This window comes from Ignisphaera sp. (assembly GCA_038831005.1).
Classification (GTDB): Archaea; Thermoproteota; Thermoprotei_A; order Sulfolobales; family Ignisphaeraceae; genus Ignisphaera.
Map to the genome: position 1 here is coordinate 1 of JAWBKZ010000005.1, position 15875 is coordinate 15875.

The window sequence follows — 15875 nt, forward strand, 5'->3', positions numbered from 1 at the left end:
ATCTCCCCACTAAACTATAGAGATCTTGTTATCAATAATCTCGTGCTCACTGTTTACCAACAATTCTATACTATAAAAATTTTAATTTTTCCTCTAATTCTCTACACACCTCTATTGTGGTAGAAAATACATGAAATAAATTCCTACTTCTATAAGCATCAAACATTACTGAAGATCCTAGGTAATAAACTGGTAAATCTATGAAATGTATCTCTCTATCCATTATAAAGTCAGAAACCTGATTCAAATAAGAGAATATCGATATATCCACAGAGAAATCTGGTATATCTAGGGAAACGAAAAGAGCATCTCTATGGAATATGCAGTAATTGTAAATAGATGGATTAATGTATCAGTACTCAGTATACAGATATACCATTATTTGTTATCTATATTTGTGTATCGATTTTAATTCCTATACACCTACATAGAGTTTAACTAGGTAGAATTAAGACCAGTATTTTTATGGTGATAGAGCTATTGGGGTTGCTTAACTTACCATACCGATTTGGGTTTTTATTTATGTCATTCCGGCGTAGGTTAAAGATCAAAAGAATGCGAAGGATATGGCAATCTTTGTAGCATTATTAGTAATACTCTGTTAGTTTTCTACTGCTAAAAGTAGTTTGCGAGCTGATGATTGTTGTTAGACTCTATGTTATCTCTATGAGCTCTTCTGGTTTAATGAACTTCACGCAGCATTTCTTGAAGGTTTGTCTATCAACTATGTGTAGCTCTATTGGGTATCCTCTATACCTACTCTTAATATATATCTTTAAAGTGTCTACATCTATATTATGGAGGTTTTCGAGAACTGTTGGTATATCTATATCGCTTAAATATGTATATCTACCTCTGGCTACTGAGCTAAAGAGATAGATCTTAGCCCTTGGCACAATTTTCTCAATATCTTTTTAACAGATAATAAGATGTTTTGTGGGTTCTTAAATAAATCTTTTATCTCTTTAGCATACCTAATATAGATTTCAAACTCCTTCGACAATCTTCTGAAACACCTCTACCATAAATTTATAGAGTGTTCGAACCTCTACTTATACAACAATAACAGCAGTACTCCAACTAATTATCATAATGTAAATACCAATATCATAATTCTTGCTAAAACAAATGACGTGATACCCAGTACACCTTTAAGATACTTACGGTGATCTAATAACACAATCAGATTCGCTCTTGAAGTCAAGTAACCACGTTATTAAGGTTATTGATGGTTTTTGGTAGCTATAAATATTTTTAATACTTTTCTCCTTGGGAATACGGATTCCGCCAAAACATGTATTACATCTGTAGAACAATACAATGCATAGTTGTGAACCGTATATAGTAAGCTGGTAAGAAAAACTCTGTACAGGTTCAAGTCCAGCTCCTGGGGAGCCGCTACTTATAAGCATTAGCGGTATTGCAGGATCAAAGTATCTTTCTTATAATGTGTATAGCATCTGTTTTTCGTGTCTATAGTTGTTAATGTTCTAGTGCGAGATGGGTATAGCTATGGCTAGAGTTATTTGAGTTCGTTATGATGAGAGGTTCTTAAGTCTTTAGATGGCTGAGACCAGAGGAGAGAGAAAACGCTGCTGAGGTAATTAAGGAATATGCTAGAGTATTGTGGAAACCGGTGCTGAGGAGTTAAAAAGCTTGGGGAAGAGGCTTGGATCCTGTAGCTGGTATTTTCATTGTTACACAGTATATGTCTAGAACATTGTTTATAGATAGAGTTAGGAGTTATTGAGATACTGCTAAGATATACCATGGCATAAAGTATTTTCACAAGGGTATGTGTTTAGATGATGCAAAGACCTTTGATCAGTTATCTTACTCTATGAACACAACCTTAACACCATTTCTTAAAGCTACATCCATCTGCTTTCTATCACTTGTTATAAGCTCTATCTTAAGCTCTTTTGCTGCTACAATGAATAGCGCATCATATACAGTTATCTTTTCGTTAACCGCTAGAGCAAAAGCTTGGGCAATAAATTTTTCTTGGTTTATAATAGGTATAGCTTTTTCTTCGGTAAGATCTTTAATTATTGTTTGCGCAATACCATAGCTCATCTCATTTTTTAGAACCTTTTTCCATAGAGTATTGACCACTTCTTTAATACCTAGATCAAGTATAACAACACCCTCTATCATCAGCTCCTTAACCTTATCCCACCCCTCTTCACGTGAAAAGAACTTAGCTAAAGATGATGAGTCAATGACTCTCACGATCCTCCCTCACAGATCTAGCTGCGAATCCTTTCTCACTAGGGGTAGTATCTTCTAAAAGCTTAACCCACTTCTCTACATATCTCTTAATCCTTATCTTAAGAACTAGCTCCTCTAGAAATCTCCTAACCTCTTCACCTATATCAATACCCTCCTCCTCTAGAAATCTCTTAACATCCTCTCTTACACGAACACTAACAACACTAGACATAAACCCACCACGTAGACTCAAACATATACAAACATATAAACATTTCTAATATACAAAAAGATAGACCTATAGTAAGCAAACTTATATAGTCTACTAATCTTGAGCTACGATATAAAGTCTTTAGCACCTAGCTACTCTCCTGGTGTAGGGTTCATCAAGGTTGATCTGAGGTACCTGCAGAGTTTGAAGATTACCTATGAGGAGAAGAAAGCTACTGCTCAATCAATTGGTAAGAAGAAGCTATTCGAGAAGTACGCTAAACGAGAGAGAAACAGGGAGAGGGACTACATAAACAAGCTCGTTAAGCAGATAACCACCTTACTCCCCAACGCTGCCCACGTTGTTGAAGACCTCAAGAAGGAAGACTTGGTTGCCAAGGGGAGAACCAGTAAAGAGAGGAGGAAGAGAAACGCTAGAACACCATGGGAAACAATACACAGAAAACTCTCAGAGAAAGCACTAATGGTTAAGATTTCTCCACACAACACCTCTCGAACCTGCCCACGATGCGGGTACGTGGTAAAGACCCGAGTGGGCAGGGTATTCAAATGCCCGAGGTGTGGTCTCGAACTGAATAGGCAGAAGCTCGCATCCGTAAACATCTACCTCAAGTACACCAAGATGTGGGGGTTTCCCCACAGCAATGAACCAGAGCTAGATGAAGGTGAGCTGTGGGTAGGGGTTATCCTGAACGGGTGGAGACCAATGACATGGGCACCGATGAAAGGTGCCCCAAGGACAATGAAGCCAAGGGTTGATATCAAATCACATCAACCAGCATGAAACCCAAACCTCTCTTTGCGAGAGTCTTTCTCAAGGTGTTTGCCTCTAGTTGCTGGTCTGGTAGTTTTGTTCTGAGCTTTTCTTCAGTGTATCTCTGATTTCTTTATTTCTTTGAATGCTGCTTTTATGTTTGGTAGGATTTTCCCTGTTATGTAGTTTATTGCTTCTTCTCTACTGATGCTATTCGTAACTTCGTTGATCAGTTTTTTTTTTGAATACAATCACGTATAACTCTGTATTGTCTTCTTTGGTCTTCTTCATTGTCACAGCCTCAATATAACTAGTTGCTGTTGCTCTCTATATGTCTTGATGGTTGATATCCTGCTAACCATAGACATACTGAACTAGTGTTTGGTCTCGGTAGATTTGGGCTGTTTGGCATACTTCTATGCGAAGTTTAACTCCGTCGTCTAGTATCTACGCCAGCTTTCTCTTGTGAGGTGAGAAAGTTGATGTTATTAGTATTCTCTTGATCTCTGGGTAACCTAGAGCTGGGATTCAGGGGTACTGTATGTTTTTAGCTGGCTTATGGTCTTCTTAAGTCCTTCTTCGATTGGTGTTGGCTTGAATTGAGTAAGCCTCGATATCTTACTGATATCGGCTATGCTGTGTGTTATGTCTCTAGGTCTTGGTGGTATGTGCACTATCGGTAGCTCTTTACCCAGTAGCTTCATGATGGTTCTAGCGAGTTCCTTGATTGTGGTAGGCTTCTCTGAGCCAACGTTGTAGACATCGTTGTTGAAAACCTCCTCTCTAACTATTACTTCAGCTACACCTCAGCATACACAAAGTCCCCTGTCTGAGTTCCGTCGCCATAGATTACTAGTGGCTCATCCCTTGAGGCCTTCTCTAAGAAGACCGTTACGACATTGGCGTATGAAGAGTTTCTGGCGAGGTCCGTACGTGTTGAATAGCCTTAGGGTTATATACTTTAAGCTGTACGTAGATGTGAAGACCTTTAGTACTTCTTCTCCCTGGAGCTTGCTCAACCTGTAGAACAATAGAGGTTTTGTTGAGTGGCTTTCATCTATGGGTAGCTTCAGCGGTTCTCTGTAGATTGTTGCTGAGCTTAGGTATACTAGGCTTTATGTTTCTCTTTCCACACATATACCAGCTTTGGCAGTACCCAAGATGTTGTTCTCTCGAGGTGCTTAATATGCTCTCTAATGGATTCCTCAATATTTGCGTAAGCTGTAGTGCGAATCTTATGTCAATGTTGTTGCAATCGTCATGTTATTTCACATCAGTTCTTATGATAGATATCCCAGGTTCATTGAGTCTTCTCCTAGCCGAATCAGCAGGAAACACTCGAAAGAGAGTAGAAAGTGAGGAAGTTAAAATATTCAGTTATGCTTTAATCTATTGTGTTGAAATCTCTAGTCTCAACAGTAGTTTATAGAGTGTTTCTACATCATTTTCCAGCTCTTTAGGCACCAAGCCACTGGATTCTTTACTATAATTAAACTCTACTATGTGTTTAGCAACAATAAACATTGTCTTAACAATTTTCTCTACATTCTTTGCATGAACAGGGTGAGAGGGGTGATAAGCATAGTCTTATATTCTACTGGTATAGCCGTTAATACTGTTTTCCAAGATTCGGAACATAGATTCTCCATCTCTAACTTTCATCTAGAATCCATATAACAAGGATCATAACGTTTAGCTTCAAACTCTGTATTCAATAGATCTAGGTTAATACTAGCTTTCTATCTACATTGAGTTTATCTAGCAGAGGTTCTAATTCTTCCTCTCTTTAAAGATCGTTCATCATTACGATGAAATAAATCCTACAAATACGGCTCTCTAGAATGAGATGGAGACATACCCCATGGTTTAGGACCATATATAATTACGATATACATATGGATCCATTAGCCTTATAGTAATATAATAGAAATCGTTATTAGCAATAACATTACCATTTTTGCACATCATTTTCAGCTTTACCTGAAAACTTTTTGCATTCTCCAAAGATTTAGATCAATACTTGCTAATCCTATCGATGCTATACTGGTTTCAAGAGTTGATACGGTATCAACCTCTCTATCATAGGGAACAATAATTATTTTTCTATGAACTTGCCTTAAGTCAATTAGACGCAACAAGCTTTAGAAACTAGCCAGACATAAGATTAGATGATTTTATCAGCTCTTATATAGAAAGTTATTTGAATCATCCAAGCTTATGCTATGGATATGTAGATAACTCTATAAGTATATGGTGAAGTATTAGGTGTTTAATAGTCCAAAGACTTAATCGAGCTTATTAACGAATATATAGGGTGGGTATAGAGCTAGTCATAATTTAAATTTAGTATCTCTTCTTAATGTGTAGAGGTGGTTATACACGAATCTACAGACACATGACATTAGCGAACTAGCCTATTTTTGGGAAAATTTAGGTGTATTGTATGGTAGTATAGATTCTCCTTGGGTACCTACTCCAAAAGAAGTAGTGGACTACGTTATGGATATAGCTTCGGTGAGTTATGGCGATATTGTCTATGATCTTGGCTGTGGTGATGGTAGAATAGTAATAGAGGCTGCTAGACGTGGAGCTAATGCTGTATGTGTAGAAATAGATACTAAGCTTATTGAAATTGCTAAAAGGAATACTGTTGAGATGGGTGTTAGCAATAGAATAGAGTTCATTAACGATGATATAATTAATGTTGATCTGTCTCGAGCATCAGTAATATACCTATATCTAACATCTAAATCAATTGAAAGAATAAAGCATAAAATGTTAAATGAAGCTAAACCAGGGACAATGATAATAGCTCTAGATTACGGTATAGAATATTTGAACTCTACAGCCATTCTAGCTATTGACGTAAATAACAAAACCTATAGAGTTTACATATACATAGTTTAGATAGAGCTAAACATTAAAATAAGCTTTAGACTAAAACACTAGAGACCATAAGCATTGATTAACTACAATAAAGATTCTAACTAGGTAACAATGCATCAGCTTAGTAAGAGATCTAAAACCTATCTGGAGATAAATGAGACAATATGTAGATTACTATATTAAGGATCTAAAAACTATATGTGTTAGTAATGTTATTAAGTAGTTCTAGGATGAAGAGTTAGCTGAGCGCTGAATAGATGATGTACCCGGTATAACTGATTAAACAATGTAGCTATAAATCATTGTATTATTTTACAACATAATTTTGATACTACACATAATGAACATTTAGGATTTCTCGATGTGCATACCCGTCTTCCATGCATAATTAACAACATATGTAATTTTGATAAACTATCAACATCACCTTCTAGGAACTTAACTACCTTTAATCTGATATCCTCGTATCCATCTCCAGGATTCGCTATACCTAGTCTTCTCACGATTCTATTTATATGTGTGTCTATTGGAAATGTAGGCTTCTTTAATACCAAGAGCAGAAACACGTCTGCTGTTTTAAAGCCTATGCCAGGTAATTCCAGAAGCATCTTTCTCGCCTCCTCAACATCAAGGGGAGCAATCTCTCTAAAAAATTCAGGTTTAGAACTTATGACATAAGCTAACTTTTTTAGGATATCGCTTTTCCTATTAGCTAAACCTGCTACCCTTATAGCGTTTTTTAGACTCCCATCATCTATTGCAAGTATATTTTTAGGTGTTACTTCTTTAACCATATTCTTTAAAGCATTAAATGCTCTTATAGCATTTCTATCACTCGTGTTTTGACTTAGTACTATTGTCACTAATATTTCAAAGTAGTTCAATTCTGTATTTTGATTAGACTTTATAGCAATATTTACAACAAATTCATTAAGATCCATAGCATAGATGTTAGATAGATTGAATATGAGTTTTTTCACCATATCTTTATTCCATAGACATTCTCTAGCCACATGCTTCACCTAAAACATGCTAGATAAAACATATCTCAAAGTCCATAGGATATACTGTCTAGTGTTTTTATGCAGATACACATAAATATTCTTAATAATTAATATCGCTCTAGAAATATCTAATATACAATAACTTAATTTTAGAAAAACATATACATATTTCTAGTGGTTAGCTAGATATTGATGTAAATAACTCATGCTAGATGGTGAACTAGGCAATGTCGTTATCAATAGTCATACCAACATTCAATGAAAGAGAAAACATAGATATACTTGTGAGAGAGATAAGGGAAAAAGTAGTATTGACACACTACGATATGGTTATGGTTGATGACAATAGTCCTGATGGTACTTGGGCTATAGCGCTAGAAAATCTAAAGAATAATGATGTAGTCATTAGAAGAATTAATATGAAAGGCTTATCTTCTGCTGTTATTGACGGTATTATTTTCTCGCTGACAGAGTATGTAGTTGTTATGGATGCAGATCTACAGCATCCTCCCGAAGTTATAAATGATATCATCAGAAAGTTGAAGGAGGGACACTATGATCTTATTGCAGCATCTAGATATATACCTGGAGGAGGTGTTAAAGGATGGTCTAAGTCAAGGTTAGTGATATCGAAAGGCGCGACCTTAATAGCTAAACTACTGCTTCCAAATGTTCGAACCTTATCAGATCCTATGTCGGGGTTCTTCATGGTTAAAAGAGATATTGTTGATAGAAACAGAGATAAGCTAAACCCCATGGGCTTCAAGATACTTCTGGAAATTGTTGAGAGATGCTATCCTAAAAAGGTTGCTGAAGTACCTTATACCTTTAGGGCTCGTGTCTATGGAAAAAGTAAATTGGGTATGAAGACTATAGCTAATTTTCTTATACATGTGCTAAGGTTATCTAACTGGAGACCAGTTAAATTTGGTCTTGTTGGTCTTAGTGGTACCTTTATAAACCTAGTTACCCTATGGCTCTTGGGTTTGGTTTCTCATGTAGTTGTTGAACAACTATTTGTATTAGGAAGTATTATAGCTATAGAGGTGAGTACTTTATGGAATTTCTTTCTACATGAGATATGGACGTTTAGGGATAGAAGAACAGGCTCAATGATGAAAAGGATTTCATTGTTTCACGTAGCAGTATTGCCTGGAGTAGCTGCACAATATATATCAGCTATATCGATTAAATACGGACTTGCTCTAAACCCCATAATTTCTCAAACAATAGGTATCGTTATAGGATTTCCAGTTAACTACATATTTAGCGAGTTAGGTATATGGAAAAGCTATAGATAGTTCTATAATCTACATATCTTCTTCACTTATTTAGACAAAAGTTCTACATACGCTTTCAATCTACTTAAAATATCCGTTTTTTGATTCTCATCTAATGTAGATAGGTATGTTGTTGCTATAACATCGAACCAGTCTAGTGCTGCCAGCATAGCATCATAAGGACATAGGTGGCTTTCTTCTGAATCTAACAGAGATTCATCTCTTGCACATGATTTATGCATAGAGGCTCCACATACAGAACATTTAATGGCTTCTTCATCTGAAACATGTTTACCACAAATGACACACACGCTCTTTGACTCCATTACTGGTCACCTGGTCCGTGAATTCATCATTTATCAGTTAACCCAGCGTTAGCTCATCTATGAATATTTAAATAGTTGCCATATAATAGGCTTATATGGTGAGTTTAATGAAAGCGGTAATTCTTGCTGGTGGTTTCGGCAAGAGATTGAGACCTTTAACTGACGATAGACCCAAATCCATGGTGGAAATATGTGGAAGACCGTTGGCTGAGTGGCAGATTCTGTGGCTAAAGAGATATGGTATTACTGAGTATGTGTTTCTCCTAGGATATGCAAAAGAGAAGGTGATAGAGTATTTTGGGAGTGGTAAAAAATTCGATGTTAGTATAAGTTATGTAGTTGAGGACGAACCCTTGGGTACTGGTGGTGCTATTAAGAATGCTGAACCAATTCTCAAAAACGAAGAGGTTTTCATCATAATTAATGGTGATGTAATAACAGATCTAAATCCTCTTGAAATGTCTAAAAAACTTGAAGATAATTCTTTAGCCGTTATTGCATTAGTTTATATGAGGAGTCCTTATGGTATAGTTAAGGTTGAGGAAGATTATGTAGTAGAATTCGTAGAAAAACCTGTAATAGAACACACGATAAATGCTGGTATATACATCATGAAATCACAAATACTAGATTATTTACCGGTAAAAGGAGATATCGAAAGAACTACATTTCCATTACTTGCAAGTAAGAAACTTCTAAAAGGCTACATATATAGAGATGCGTTTTGGAAATCCATAGATACTGTTAAGGATCTAGAGGAAGTCACACAGATTCTCAAGAATATGTACCCGGATATCTGTCTAGATGATAGATCTAATAGAGCTCGAGCCATGTAGCAGTCACATTTTATTTAAGTTCACTTAAAATACCATCGTACAGTATGTACTTTCGTGTAGCAAAATCGAGTACTCTTGGATCATGTGATACAATTACTATAGATGTTTCAAAATCTTTGCTTATTCTATTCATTAATTCGAGAACTCTCTTAGCATTATCCCAATCAAGATTAGCAGTAGGTTCGTCAGCCAAAAGGAGAGAAGGAGTAACTGTTAGAGCTCTAGCTATTGCCACTCTTTGTTTTTCCCCGCCACTAAGAAGCTTAACTTTAGTGTTTTCTTTTCCCTTTAAACCCATGTACTCTAGCAAGCTCAATATTCTGGACTGTCTCTCGTATTCGCTCAAGCCCGCTATCGCTAATGGGATCTCCATATTTTCGTACACGTTAAACTCATCTATAAGACCATAGTCTTGAGGAATATAGCTAATTACATTAGATCTAAGGGCCGCTAAACCATCTTCGTCTAACATAGATAGATTATAGCCGTCTACTATTACTTCTCCTTGATCCGGTTTCTCTAAACCGGCAAGAATTTTGAGGAGCGTAGTTTTACCGGCACCACTAGGTCCATGTATACAGACTATTTCCCCTCTATAAACATAGAGGTTGATGTTTCTCAGTACAGCAATATTTTTACCTTCAATTGTATAGTACTTCCATACATTTTTTGCAATAACAACAATACGCTTCATCTTCTAATCACCTTGTATATGACTTCGGCTACTAAGATTGTATTTACTAGATGTACCAAAACCATAACTATATATGTAAGAGTGAAACTGGTTATAAATAGAGAATATGAAACCGAAATAATAATTATACGAACTAATAGATAAACAAATAGACAGAAGATTACAGCAATCCTCTTTGCACCCGATAGAATTAATGTAATTACGAACTGTTTAACAATCTTTTTATCAGCTAGATAAGAGGCTAAAATCATTATTATGGATAATACGACCATTGATGTAAATATCTCAGGAGCTCTGTAAACAAAAAGATACATTAATGATGCAATACTGAAGAACATAGTATAAATGCTTCCCCGCCCCATTAGCGAGAGTTTTATTGATTTAAAAGCTATCTCTCTATACAACTAATAACACCACCCACAGCCTTAGAGAGTGCTAAACGTTGGATTGACGATAAGGTTCTGGTGGTGAGATCCTCAATGCTCCATACATCGACAATAGTTGTATACTTTACTCCGTGGTCTATTCTCTCAACATATATCTCTACTGATGATACTGTAGTTAGAGCTCTTCTATATATAAGCTCTATCCTGATCATGTAGTAGTTCTCTTCAACTACGCTTTCTATTTCATCTATATTAAAGAAATCATCGTCAATCAAGAAAGATTTAAGGCACTCTACCAGTACATCATTTGGCACATATTTATCAACAATATAGCTAAAGGTGCTAGAAATACTTTGTGGTTTGTATTTTCCTATTCTACTAGATAGTTGTGATGTTATAATGTAGGTGGATGCTATAGATGAGATAAGGTAGGTAACTATAGCCAAACTCTTTAGTATTCCTAAAGAAGATACTACTAGTATGGGGAAGATCATCGATGTTACTGTCAACAATATACCTAGAGTTGCTATGGCTATGAAGAGCTCTTTTGTGATTCCCTCAATAAAAAGGGTGTGACCCATATCGATTAATTTCTCTACTAAACCTCCGCTAACAGCATATACCATTATTACTGATATCATGAAAGATATAACTAGGCTTATAATTGACTTAACTGTTGGAACATAAGTTCTACTGTAAACCTTAACTCCAAACTGAGTAGGCTCTTTAAGAACTACATAGTTAAATTCTGTGACAAGGTCATCAAAAATGTCTCTATAGAGGTTGTAGTCATCAAAACCTATTATAATGGTTTTCAAACTACAGTATCTTGGACATATGTTTTCGATAACACTCCTCGTAAAAGGCATTATTATAAGTTTTTCTGGATCTTCAATCTTAAGGCTTAAACCACCTATAGTTCCTATGCTGTGAACTACGTATACACCTGGTATAAGCTCTATGTCGGTCAAAGGAGTCATGCTAGCCTTAGCAATAGTGATATTATATCTACCTAGAAGTTTAATAATAGATTTCTCTGACACTTCAGAGTTTCTATCAATTAATACTGTACCTTCATTTACACAATACTCTAAAAGTATTGTGAGGAGTTCATTATTTGGATAGTAATCAATGTCACATCTAGTTAGAAGTGAATAAAAATCTTTTCCATCAATTTGAAGTGGTGTAAAAACTTGGACTACAGCTACATACTTATGTCCGATTTTGTCGAGAATATCTGAAGGTACTATTGTATCAGATACAGTTAATAGACTAAAATTGGGTTCTATATTTAGTGAATATGAAGAGAAACTGAAGGTTGTAGCATATGATGAATTGAATGCTGAAACATATAGCGTCAAGAATATCAATAGCATCTCGATTGAGATAAAAGACTTTTTAACAATATTTTTAACAAGTTTCAATGTTGGAGAAACTAGTCTTATTTCTCCTAAGTGATCTTCTTCAACAAAACCTTGATACTTCTTTGCAATAATAAATAAAGATATAGCAAAAAGGGTCAAAGGAGGTAAGAGCACTAATAGGCTTTGATTCATATCTTTACCCTACACCGACTACTAGATACAAAATAGTGTTGAAAATTACAGCTATTCCGCATCCTAATAGGAACAGTATAGCGAATATTATCATTTTTTCATGAACCTCTACACCCAGCCTCACCATCAACATCTTTATTGCATAAACAACTAGTGAAAGCACCCCGATATCTGGAGGCATAGTCATACCCACAACAAACCCAAAGGGAGAAAGAACCTTCCTAAGTCCCGCAATAACAATCAGTAAACCTATAAAAGCACCTAGGACAATTACAGATATGGAGGTTGATCCTAGTTTTCCGCTATATATAGATGCCATCCATATTACACAAGGTATCCATCTTGTCAAAGGCATATAATCTGATTCAAATCCATATACATGTGTCATTATATTGCCGTAGATATATGTCGTGAAACTTCCTACAAATATACCTATACCAAAATATAGCAAAGCCTTCACAACACTATACTTAAAGAGTCTAGCAAGTCTTAGAAGATTCAATGAGGCACCACCAATTACTTGAGGCATAGGTATACCTGTATACGGATCTAGAGTAGCGTATATCTTAATATCTCTAAAACCAAAGAAATACATATAGAAAGTTACAAGAGGTAAAAGTGCTTGAGATCCAGTACCTGTTTCACCTACAACCCGAAGATTAGCTAAAGTTAAAAGAATATGGATGAAGATCAGAGGAAGTGTATGTATAAGAATGGTAGAGATACCACCAATTACTAGAGCGAGGTATAACATCAGCAAAATCATTGCGACACCTAGGATGAAGGCTGTTCCTTCCATTCTCATTTTCAAGATCATGTTCAGGCTCATGTAGAGAGTCGTACTGTAAATGATGAGGTAAAATAATGTGACTATTAGCACCACACCTATATTCAATCCTATAGATATTGGTGAATAATTGTAGAGAGCTTCTTCATAGCTTATGGCAGGCGCTGTTTTTACACTAAATAAAGCAATAGATAAAGGAATTAAAAGTAAATACGTAGAAACAGAGCCCATAGAAATACTCTTTAACGGATATAAGGGAATTAAGACTAGAAGACCGATAAGTATGGGCCAAAATGATAATGCTAAAACAGCACCGGGAGCCACTGTTGAGACTATAGGTGTAAGATCCAATACTAGGTTCATCCTCATGGCTATAAACTGTAATGAAAAACCTAGGATAATGAGAGTAACAACAATTTTAATGGATATTGAACTCTTCTGCAGAAGTTTAATCAAGATTGCCGAAGCCAATCCAATCGGGTACTTAAGTCTTTCTTTTTCTATGAAATGATTCCTGAATGCAAAAGCTATTAATGCTCCACCAAATGATATGAGAGCCAAAGCTATATATGTAGGTAGTGCTACGAGATCCGGAAAAGAGCCACTAAATATATATTCTGGTATGGCTATATCCATTCCATAAGCGTTCAATCTATTCGATACATGTCTTAGAAAACCAAACGTTATATACATTCCAGATGATAGTGTGGTTGTCATACAGATACCAAAAGCCAGAGCTATAGCTGTGATAAGATCGTAGCTACTATACCTAACGTCAATAATCTTAAATATAGCCATTACGAGAAAAGGCACAATAATTAAAGATATTTCTGATGTCGTATAGCCCGAAATAGCATATGTATAACTATCAATGAATCCTAGCAAAAGTCCTATAAAGAGTCCAACCAAGATGCCTTTCTTCATATTAATCGCCATAATCTTTCTGAAGACAAACCCAAATTACTAGAATATAAATGTACTTCACGACCTTATTAATTGGTGTTAATGTGACCATAAAATTATGTATTCTATTATCAACTTAATCAAAGTCTGCTACTTAGTATGTAGAATGTATGTTTATTGTTCTTCACGCTTCTCTTCTGTTTCTCTCTTACGTTGTTCTGGTACCTGCTTAAGCATTTGTTTAATTCTTTCAATTCTTTCAATTGCTTCGAGCCACATAACAATATCGCGAGCCTCATCATATGAGGCTTCATCTTCACTAATCTTCTTAACACGATTAATTAATAGATTTGATATTTTCTTCTCTAATTCAGTTAAAACACCTATTACACTAGCTTCTGCTACTTCTTCCTCGGTTTTAACTACCATAACTCTTCCATGTATAGGACACATTATTTCACCACTACGAAGTTTAAACAAAGGCGACCTACATAGGGGACATACTTCAGCTAATAGTATAGCACCACTACGCATTAATTCTACTGAACGTTTCACTACAGTATCTCTATCAATATCGCTCACCATTCTTCATACCCATGGCGAGTGATTCAACAATTTGTACTTCCCGTTAATTAGAATATAAAGACATCTGCTGCATTAACCCTAGAATAATGACACAAAGAAATATATACCGAGAACATAACCTATAGTATATGGGGGTAGACATATGGGTAAAATAGGTATAAGGTTTGGTGAGGCACTAGTAGGTGAAGGTAATGAGGTAGCTCACATCGATTTAATAATTGGTGATAAAGATGGACCTGCAGGTATAGGATTATCATTTGGCTTGGCCCATCAAACCTATGGTCATACGAAACTCTTTGCAGTCTTAACACCAAATCTGCTTGTGAAGCCAGTTACACTACTAGTTCCTAAGGTAACCATAAGAAATATGTTTCAAGCAGAACTAATATTTGGTCCAGCACAATATGCTGTAGCTAAAGCTGTAGCAGATAGTGTGGCTGAAGGAATTATACCTAAAGACATCGTAGATGATGTTGTTATAATCTGTGGGGTCTTCATACATCCTGCGGCTAAAGATAAGGATAAAGTGTATAGATATAATTATGAGGCAACAAAGATAGCTATAAAGAGAGCAATGTTAGGAGAGCCAAAGATAGACGAAATACTTGATAAAAAGGATAAAGTTGAACACCCATTCTATAGACCTAGATAATTACTTCAATAAATAGAACTACATCGTTATATTCATCTTTTTAAGTACTTCCTCAATATCTTTCACAACAATTTCTGCATCACGTGAAGCATCAATTTCTATCAACAAGTTTTTACGACGATAGTAATCTATTACAGGTTCAAAAGTTTGTTTATATACTTGGTATCTAGTTCTAACTACTTCTGGTTCATCATCCTTTCTCTTTATTAATTGGTGTCCACAAACATCACATATTCCAGGAACTTTAGGAGGTTTCCATTTAACGTTATAGATAGCACCACAATTAGGGCATATAAGTCTTCCCGATACCCTTTCTACAATAATCTCTACTGGCGCTTCAAATAGAAATACAGCATCTATTGATACTATTTTATCTAGTTCTTCTGCTTGTTTAATTGTTCTAGGAAATCCATCAAGTATAAATCCATTTCTACATTCAGGACCTTGAAGAACTTTTTTAATAACTTCTATCACAATTTCATCGGGAACCAGTAATCCTTTTTCAACATACTGCTTAATCTTTAAACCTAGATCTGTTGCTTTGGCTATCTCTTCTCGAAAGATATCTCCAGTTGATATATGTGGAATTCCGTATTTCTGTCTCAGCATCTTAGCGTATGTACCTTTACCTATACCTGGAGGACCTATGAAAACTAGTTTCAATCATTTTCACCTAACCGATATATAGTATCACGTTTGTATATTATAATTCTTATTCACAATCATGCACATTAACTACAAATATTTTTAAACTTTTTTCGAGAAATGACGTTAAGGGTTTAAG

The 15875-nt window shown here is 35.6% G+C and carries 19 protein-coding genes and 1 pseudogene; 5 read left to right on the plus strand and 15 right to left on the minus strand.

Annotation, left to right across the window (positions count from 1 at the left end; translation table 11 throughout):
* Positions 1–653: 653 nt before the first annotated feature.
* The 3 genes from QXK50_06405 to QXK50_06415 form a co-directional block, all read right to left on the minus strand.
* The gene (locus tag QXK50_06405) at positions 654–896 is read right to left on the minus strand and encodes a nucleotidyltransferase domain-containing protein (GenBank protein ID MEM2008782.1); all 243 of its coding nucleotides are present in this window, start codon (positions 894–896) and stop codon (positions 654–656) included.
* A gap of 937 nt (positions 897–1833) precedes the next feature.
* Positions 1834–2232, minus strand: a complete 399-nt coding sequence (locus QXK50_06410) for a type II toxin-antitoxin system VapC family toxin (protein ID MEM2008783.1) — start codon at positions 2230–2232, stop codon at positions 1834–1836.
* Complete coding sequence (locus QXK50_06415) at positions 2219–2443, minus strand: VapB-type antitoxin (GenBank protein ID MEM2008784.1); 225 nt, start codon at positions 2441–2443, stop codon at positions 2219–2221. Before QXK50_06415 ends, QXK50_06410 begins: the two co-directional genes overlap by 14 nt.
* 99 nt (positions 2444–2542) lie before the next feature.
* Here QXK50_06415 and QXK50_06420 point away from each other — a divergent pair, with 99 nt between their 5' ends.
* Positions 2543–3226: a zinc ribbon domain-containing protein gene (locus tag QXK50_06420; GenBank protein MEM2008785.1), complete on the plus strand. Its 684-nt coding sequence runs from the start codon at positions 2543–2545 to the stop codon at positions 3224–3226.
* An 83-nt stretch (positions 3227–3309) separates the two neighbouring features.
* On the opposite strand, the gene QXK50_06425 is transcribed toward QXK50_06420, so the two are convergent.
* From QXK50_06425 to QXK50_06440, 4 genes and pseudogenes are all read right to left on the minus strand, one after another.
* Entirely contained in the window at positions 3310–3447 is a 138-nt protein-coding gene (locus tag QXK50_06425; protein MEM2008786.1) for a hypothetical protein, read from the minus strand.
* 264 nt (positions 3448–3711) lie between these two features.
* A complete protein-coding gene (locus QXK50_06430; GenBank protein MEM2008787.1) occupies positions 3712–3900 on the minus strand; it encodes a hypothetical protein in 189 nt (62 codons plus the stop codon).
* Between the two features lie 156 nt (positions 3901–4056).
* Positions 4057–4296, minus strand: a pseudogene (locus tag QXK50_06435) (NAD-dependent epimerase/dehydratase family protein).
* An 876-nt stretch (positions 4297–5172) separates the two neighbouring features.
* Complete coding sequence (locus tag QXK50_06440; protein ID MEM2008788.1) at positions 5173–5331, minus strand: hypothetical protein; 159 nt, start codon at positions 5329–5331, stop codon at positions 5173–5175.
* Positions 5332–5635: 304 nt separating this feature from the next.
* Between QXK50_06440 and QXK50_06445 the strand changes: the two genes are divergently transcribed.
* Positions 5636–6103 carry a methyltransferase domain-containing protein gene (locus QXK50_06445; GenBank protein MEM2008789.1) on the plus strand — a complete coding sequence of 156 codons (468 nt, stop codon included), beginning with the start codon at positions 5636–5638 and terminating at the stop codon, positions 6101–6103.
* Positions 6104–6381: 278 nt separating this feature from the next.
* Here QXK50_06445 and QXK50_06450 read toward each other — a convergent pair whose 3' ends face one another.
* Positions 6382–7095: an endonuclease III gene (locus tag QXK50_06450; protein ID MEM2008790.1), complete on the minus strand. Its 714-nt coding sequence runs from the start codon at positions 7093–7095 to the stop codon at positions 6382–6384.
* 218 nt (positions 7096–7313) lie between these two features.
* On the opposite strand from QXK50_06450, the gene QXK50_06455 reads away from it, so the two are divergent.
* Complete coding sequence (locus QXK50_06455) at positions 7314–8387, plus strand: glycosyltransferase family 2 protein (protein ID MEM2008791.1); 1074 nt, start codon at positions 7314–7316, stop codon at positions 8385–8387.
* Positions 8388–8413: 26 nt separating this feature from the next.
* Here the strand turns inward: QXK50_06455 and QXK50_06460 are convergent, their stop codons facing one another.
* Positions 8414–8692 (minus strand): hypothetical protein, encoded by a 279-nt coding sequence (locus QXK50_06460; protein ID MEM2008792.1) that lies wholly within the window; start codon positions 8690–8692, stop codon positions 8414–8416.
* A gap of 107 nt (positions 8693–8799) precedes the next feature.
* On the opposite strand from QXK50_06460, the gene QXK50_06465 reads away from it, so the two are divergent.
* Entirely contained in the window at positions 8800–9528 is a 729-nt protein-coding gene (locus QXK50_06465; GenBank protein ID MEM2008793.1) for a nucleotidyltransferase family protein, read from the plus strand.
* 10 nt (positions 9529–9538) lie between these two features.
* On the opposite strand, the gene QXK50_06470 is transcribed toward QXK50_06465, so the two are convergent.
* The 5 genes from QXK50_06470 to QXK50_06490 form a co-directional block, all read right to left on the minus strand.
* Positions 9539–10222 carry an ABC transporter ATP-binding protein gene (locus tag QXK50_06470; protein MEM2008794.1) on the minus strand — a complete coding sequence of 228 codons (684 nt, stop codon included), beginning with the start codon at positions 10220–10222 and terminating at the stop codon, positions 9539–9541.
* The gene (locus QXK50_06475) at positions 10219–10626 is read right to left on the minus strand and encodes a hypothetical protein (GenBank protein MEM2008795.1); all 408 of its coding nucleotides are present in this window, start codon (positions 10624–10626) and stop codon (positions 10219–10221) included. Before QXK50_06475 ends, QXK50_06470 begins: the two co-directional genes overlap by 4 nt.
* The gene (locus QXK50_06480; protein MEM2008796.1) at positions 10611–12164 is read right to left on the minus strand and encodes a hypothetical protein; all 1554 of its coding nucleotides are present in this window, start codon (positions 12162–12164) and stop codon (positions 10611–10613) included. The genes QXK50_06475 and QXK50_06480 overlap by 16 nt, the downstream gene beginning before the upstream one ends.
* A 4-nt stretch (positions 12165–12168) precedes the next feature.
* Positions 12169–13875, minus strand: a complete 1707-nt coding sequence (locus tag QXK50_06485; protein MEM2008797.1) for a hypothetical protein — start codon at positions 13873–13875, stop codon at positions 12169–12171.
* 153 nt (positions 13876–14028) lie between these two features.
* Positions 14029–14439, minus strand: a complete 411-nt coding sequence (locus QXK50_06490; GenBank protein MEM2008798.1) for an Sjogren's syndrome/scleroderma autoantigen 1 family protein — start codon at positions 14437–14439, stop codon at positions 14029–14031.
* A 142-nt stretch (positions 14440–14581) separates the two neighbouring features.
* Between QXK50_06490 and fae the strand changes: the two genes are divergently transcribed.
* The gene (gene fae, locus QXK50_06495; GenBank protein ID MEM2008799.1) at positions 14582–15091 is read left to right on the plus strand and encodes a formaldehyde-activating enzyme; all 510 of its coding nucleotides are present in this window, start codon (positions 14582–14584) and stop codon (positions 15089–15091) included.
* 18 nt (positions 15092–15109) lie between these two features.
* Here the strand turns inward: fae and QXK50_06500 are convergent, their stop codons facing one another.
* Entirely contained in the window at positions 15110–15754 is a 645-nt protein-coding gene (locus QXK50_06500) for an adenylate kinase (GenBank protein MEM2008800.1), read from the minus strand.
* Between the last annotated feature and the right edge of the window lie 121 nt (positions 15755–15875).

What these genes read in the sequence shown, in the direction of transcription:
- QXK50_06415 (MEM2008784.1), bottom strand. Translation starts at nt 2,443, where the DNA reads ATGTCTAGTGTTGTTAGTGTTCGTGTAAGAGAGGATGTTAAGAGATTT.
- QXK50_06430 (MEM2008787.1), bottom strand. Translation starts at nt 3,900, where the DNA reads ATGAAGCTACTGGGTAAAGAGCTACCGATAGTGCACATACCACCAAGA.
- QXK50_06455 (MEM2008791.1), top strand. Translation starts at nt 7,314, where the DNA reads ATGTCGTTATCAATAGTCATACCAACATTCAATGAAAGAGAAAACATA.
- QXK50_06460 (MEM2008792.1), bottom strand. Translation starts at nt 8,692, where the DNA reads ATGGAGTCAAAGAGCGTGTGTGTCATTTGTGGTAAACATGTTTCAGAT.
- QXK50_06465 (MEM2008793.1), top strand. Translation starts at nt 8,800, where the DNA reads ATGAAAGCGGTAATTCTTGCTGGTGGTTTCGGCAAGAGATTGAGACCT.
- QXK50_06470 (MEM2008794.1), bottom strand. Translation starts at nt 10,222, where the DNA reads ATGAAGCGTATTGTTGTTATTGCAAAAAATGTATGGAAGTACTATACA.
- QXK50_06480 (MEM2008796.1), bottom strand. Translation starts at nt 12,164, where the DNA reads ATGAATCAAAGCCTATTAGTGCTCTTACCTCCTTTGACCCTTTTTGCT.
- QXK50_06485 (MEM2008797.1), bottom strand. Translation starts at nt 13,875, where the DNA reads ATGAAGAAAGGCATCTTGGTTGGACTCTTTATAGGACTTTTGCTAGGA.
- QXK50_06490 (MEM2008798.1), bottom strand. Translation starts at nt 14,439, where the DNA reads ATGGTGAGCGATATTGATAGAGATACTGTAGTGAAACGTTCAGTAGAA.
- fae (MEM2008799.1), top strand. Translation starts at nt 14,582, where the DNA reads ATGGGTAAAATAGGTATAAGGTTTGGTGAGGCACTAGTAGGTGAAGGT.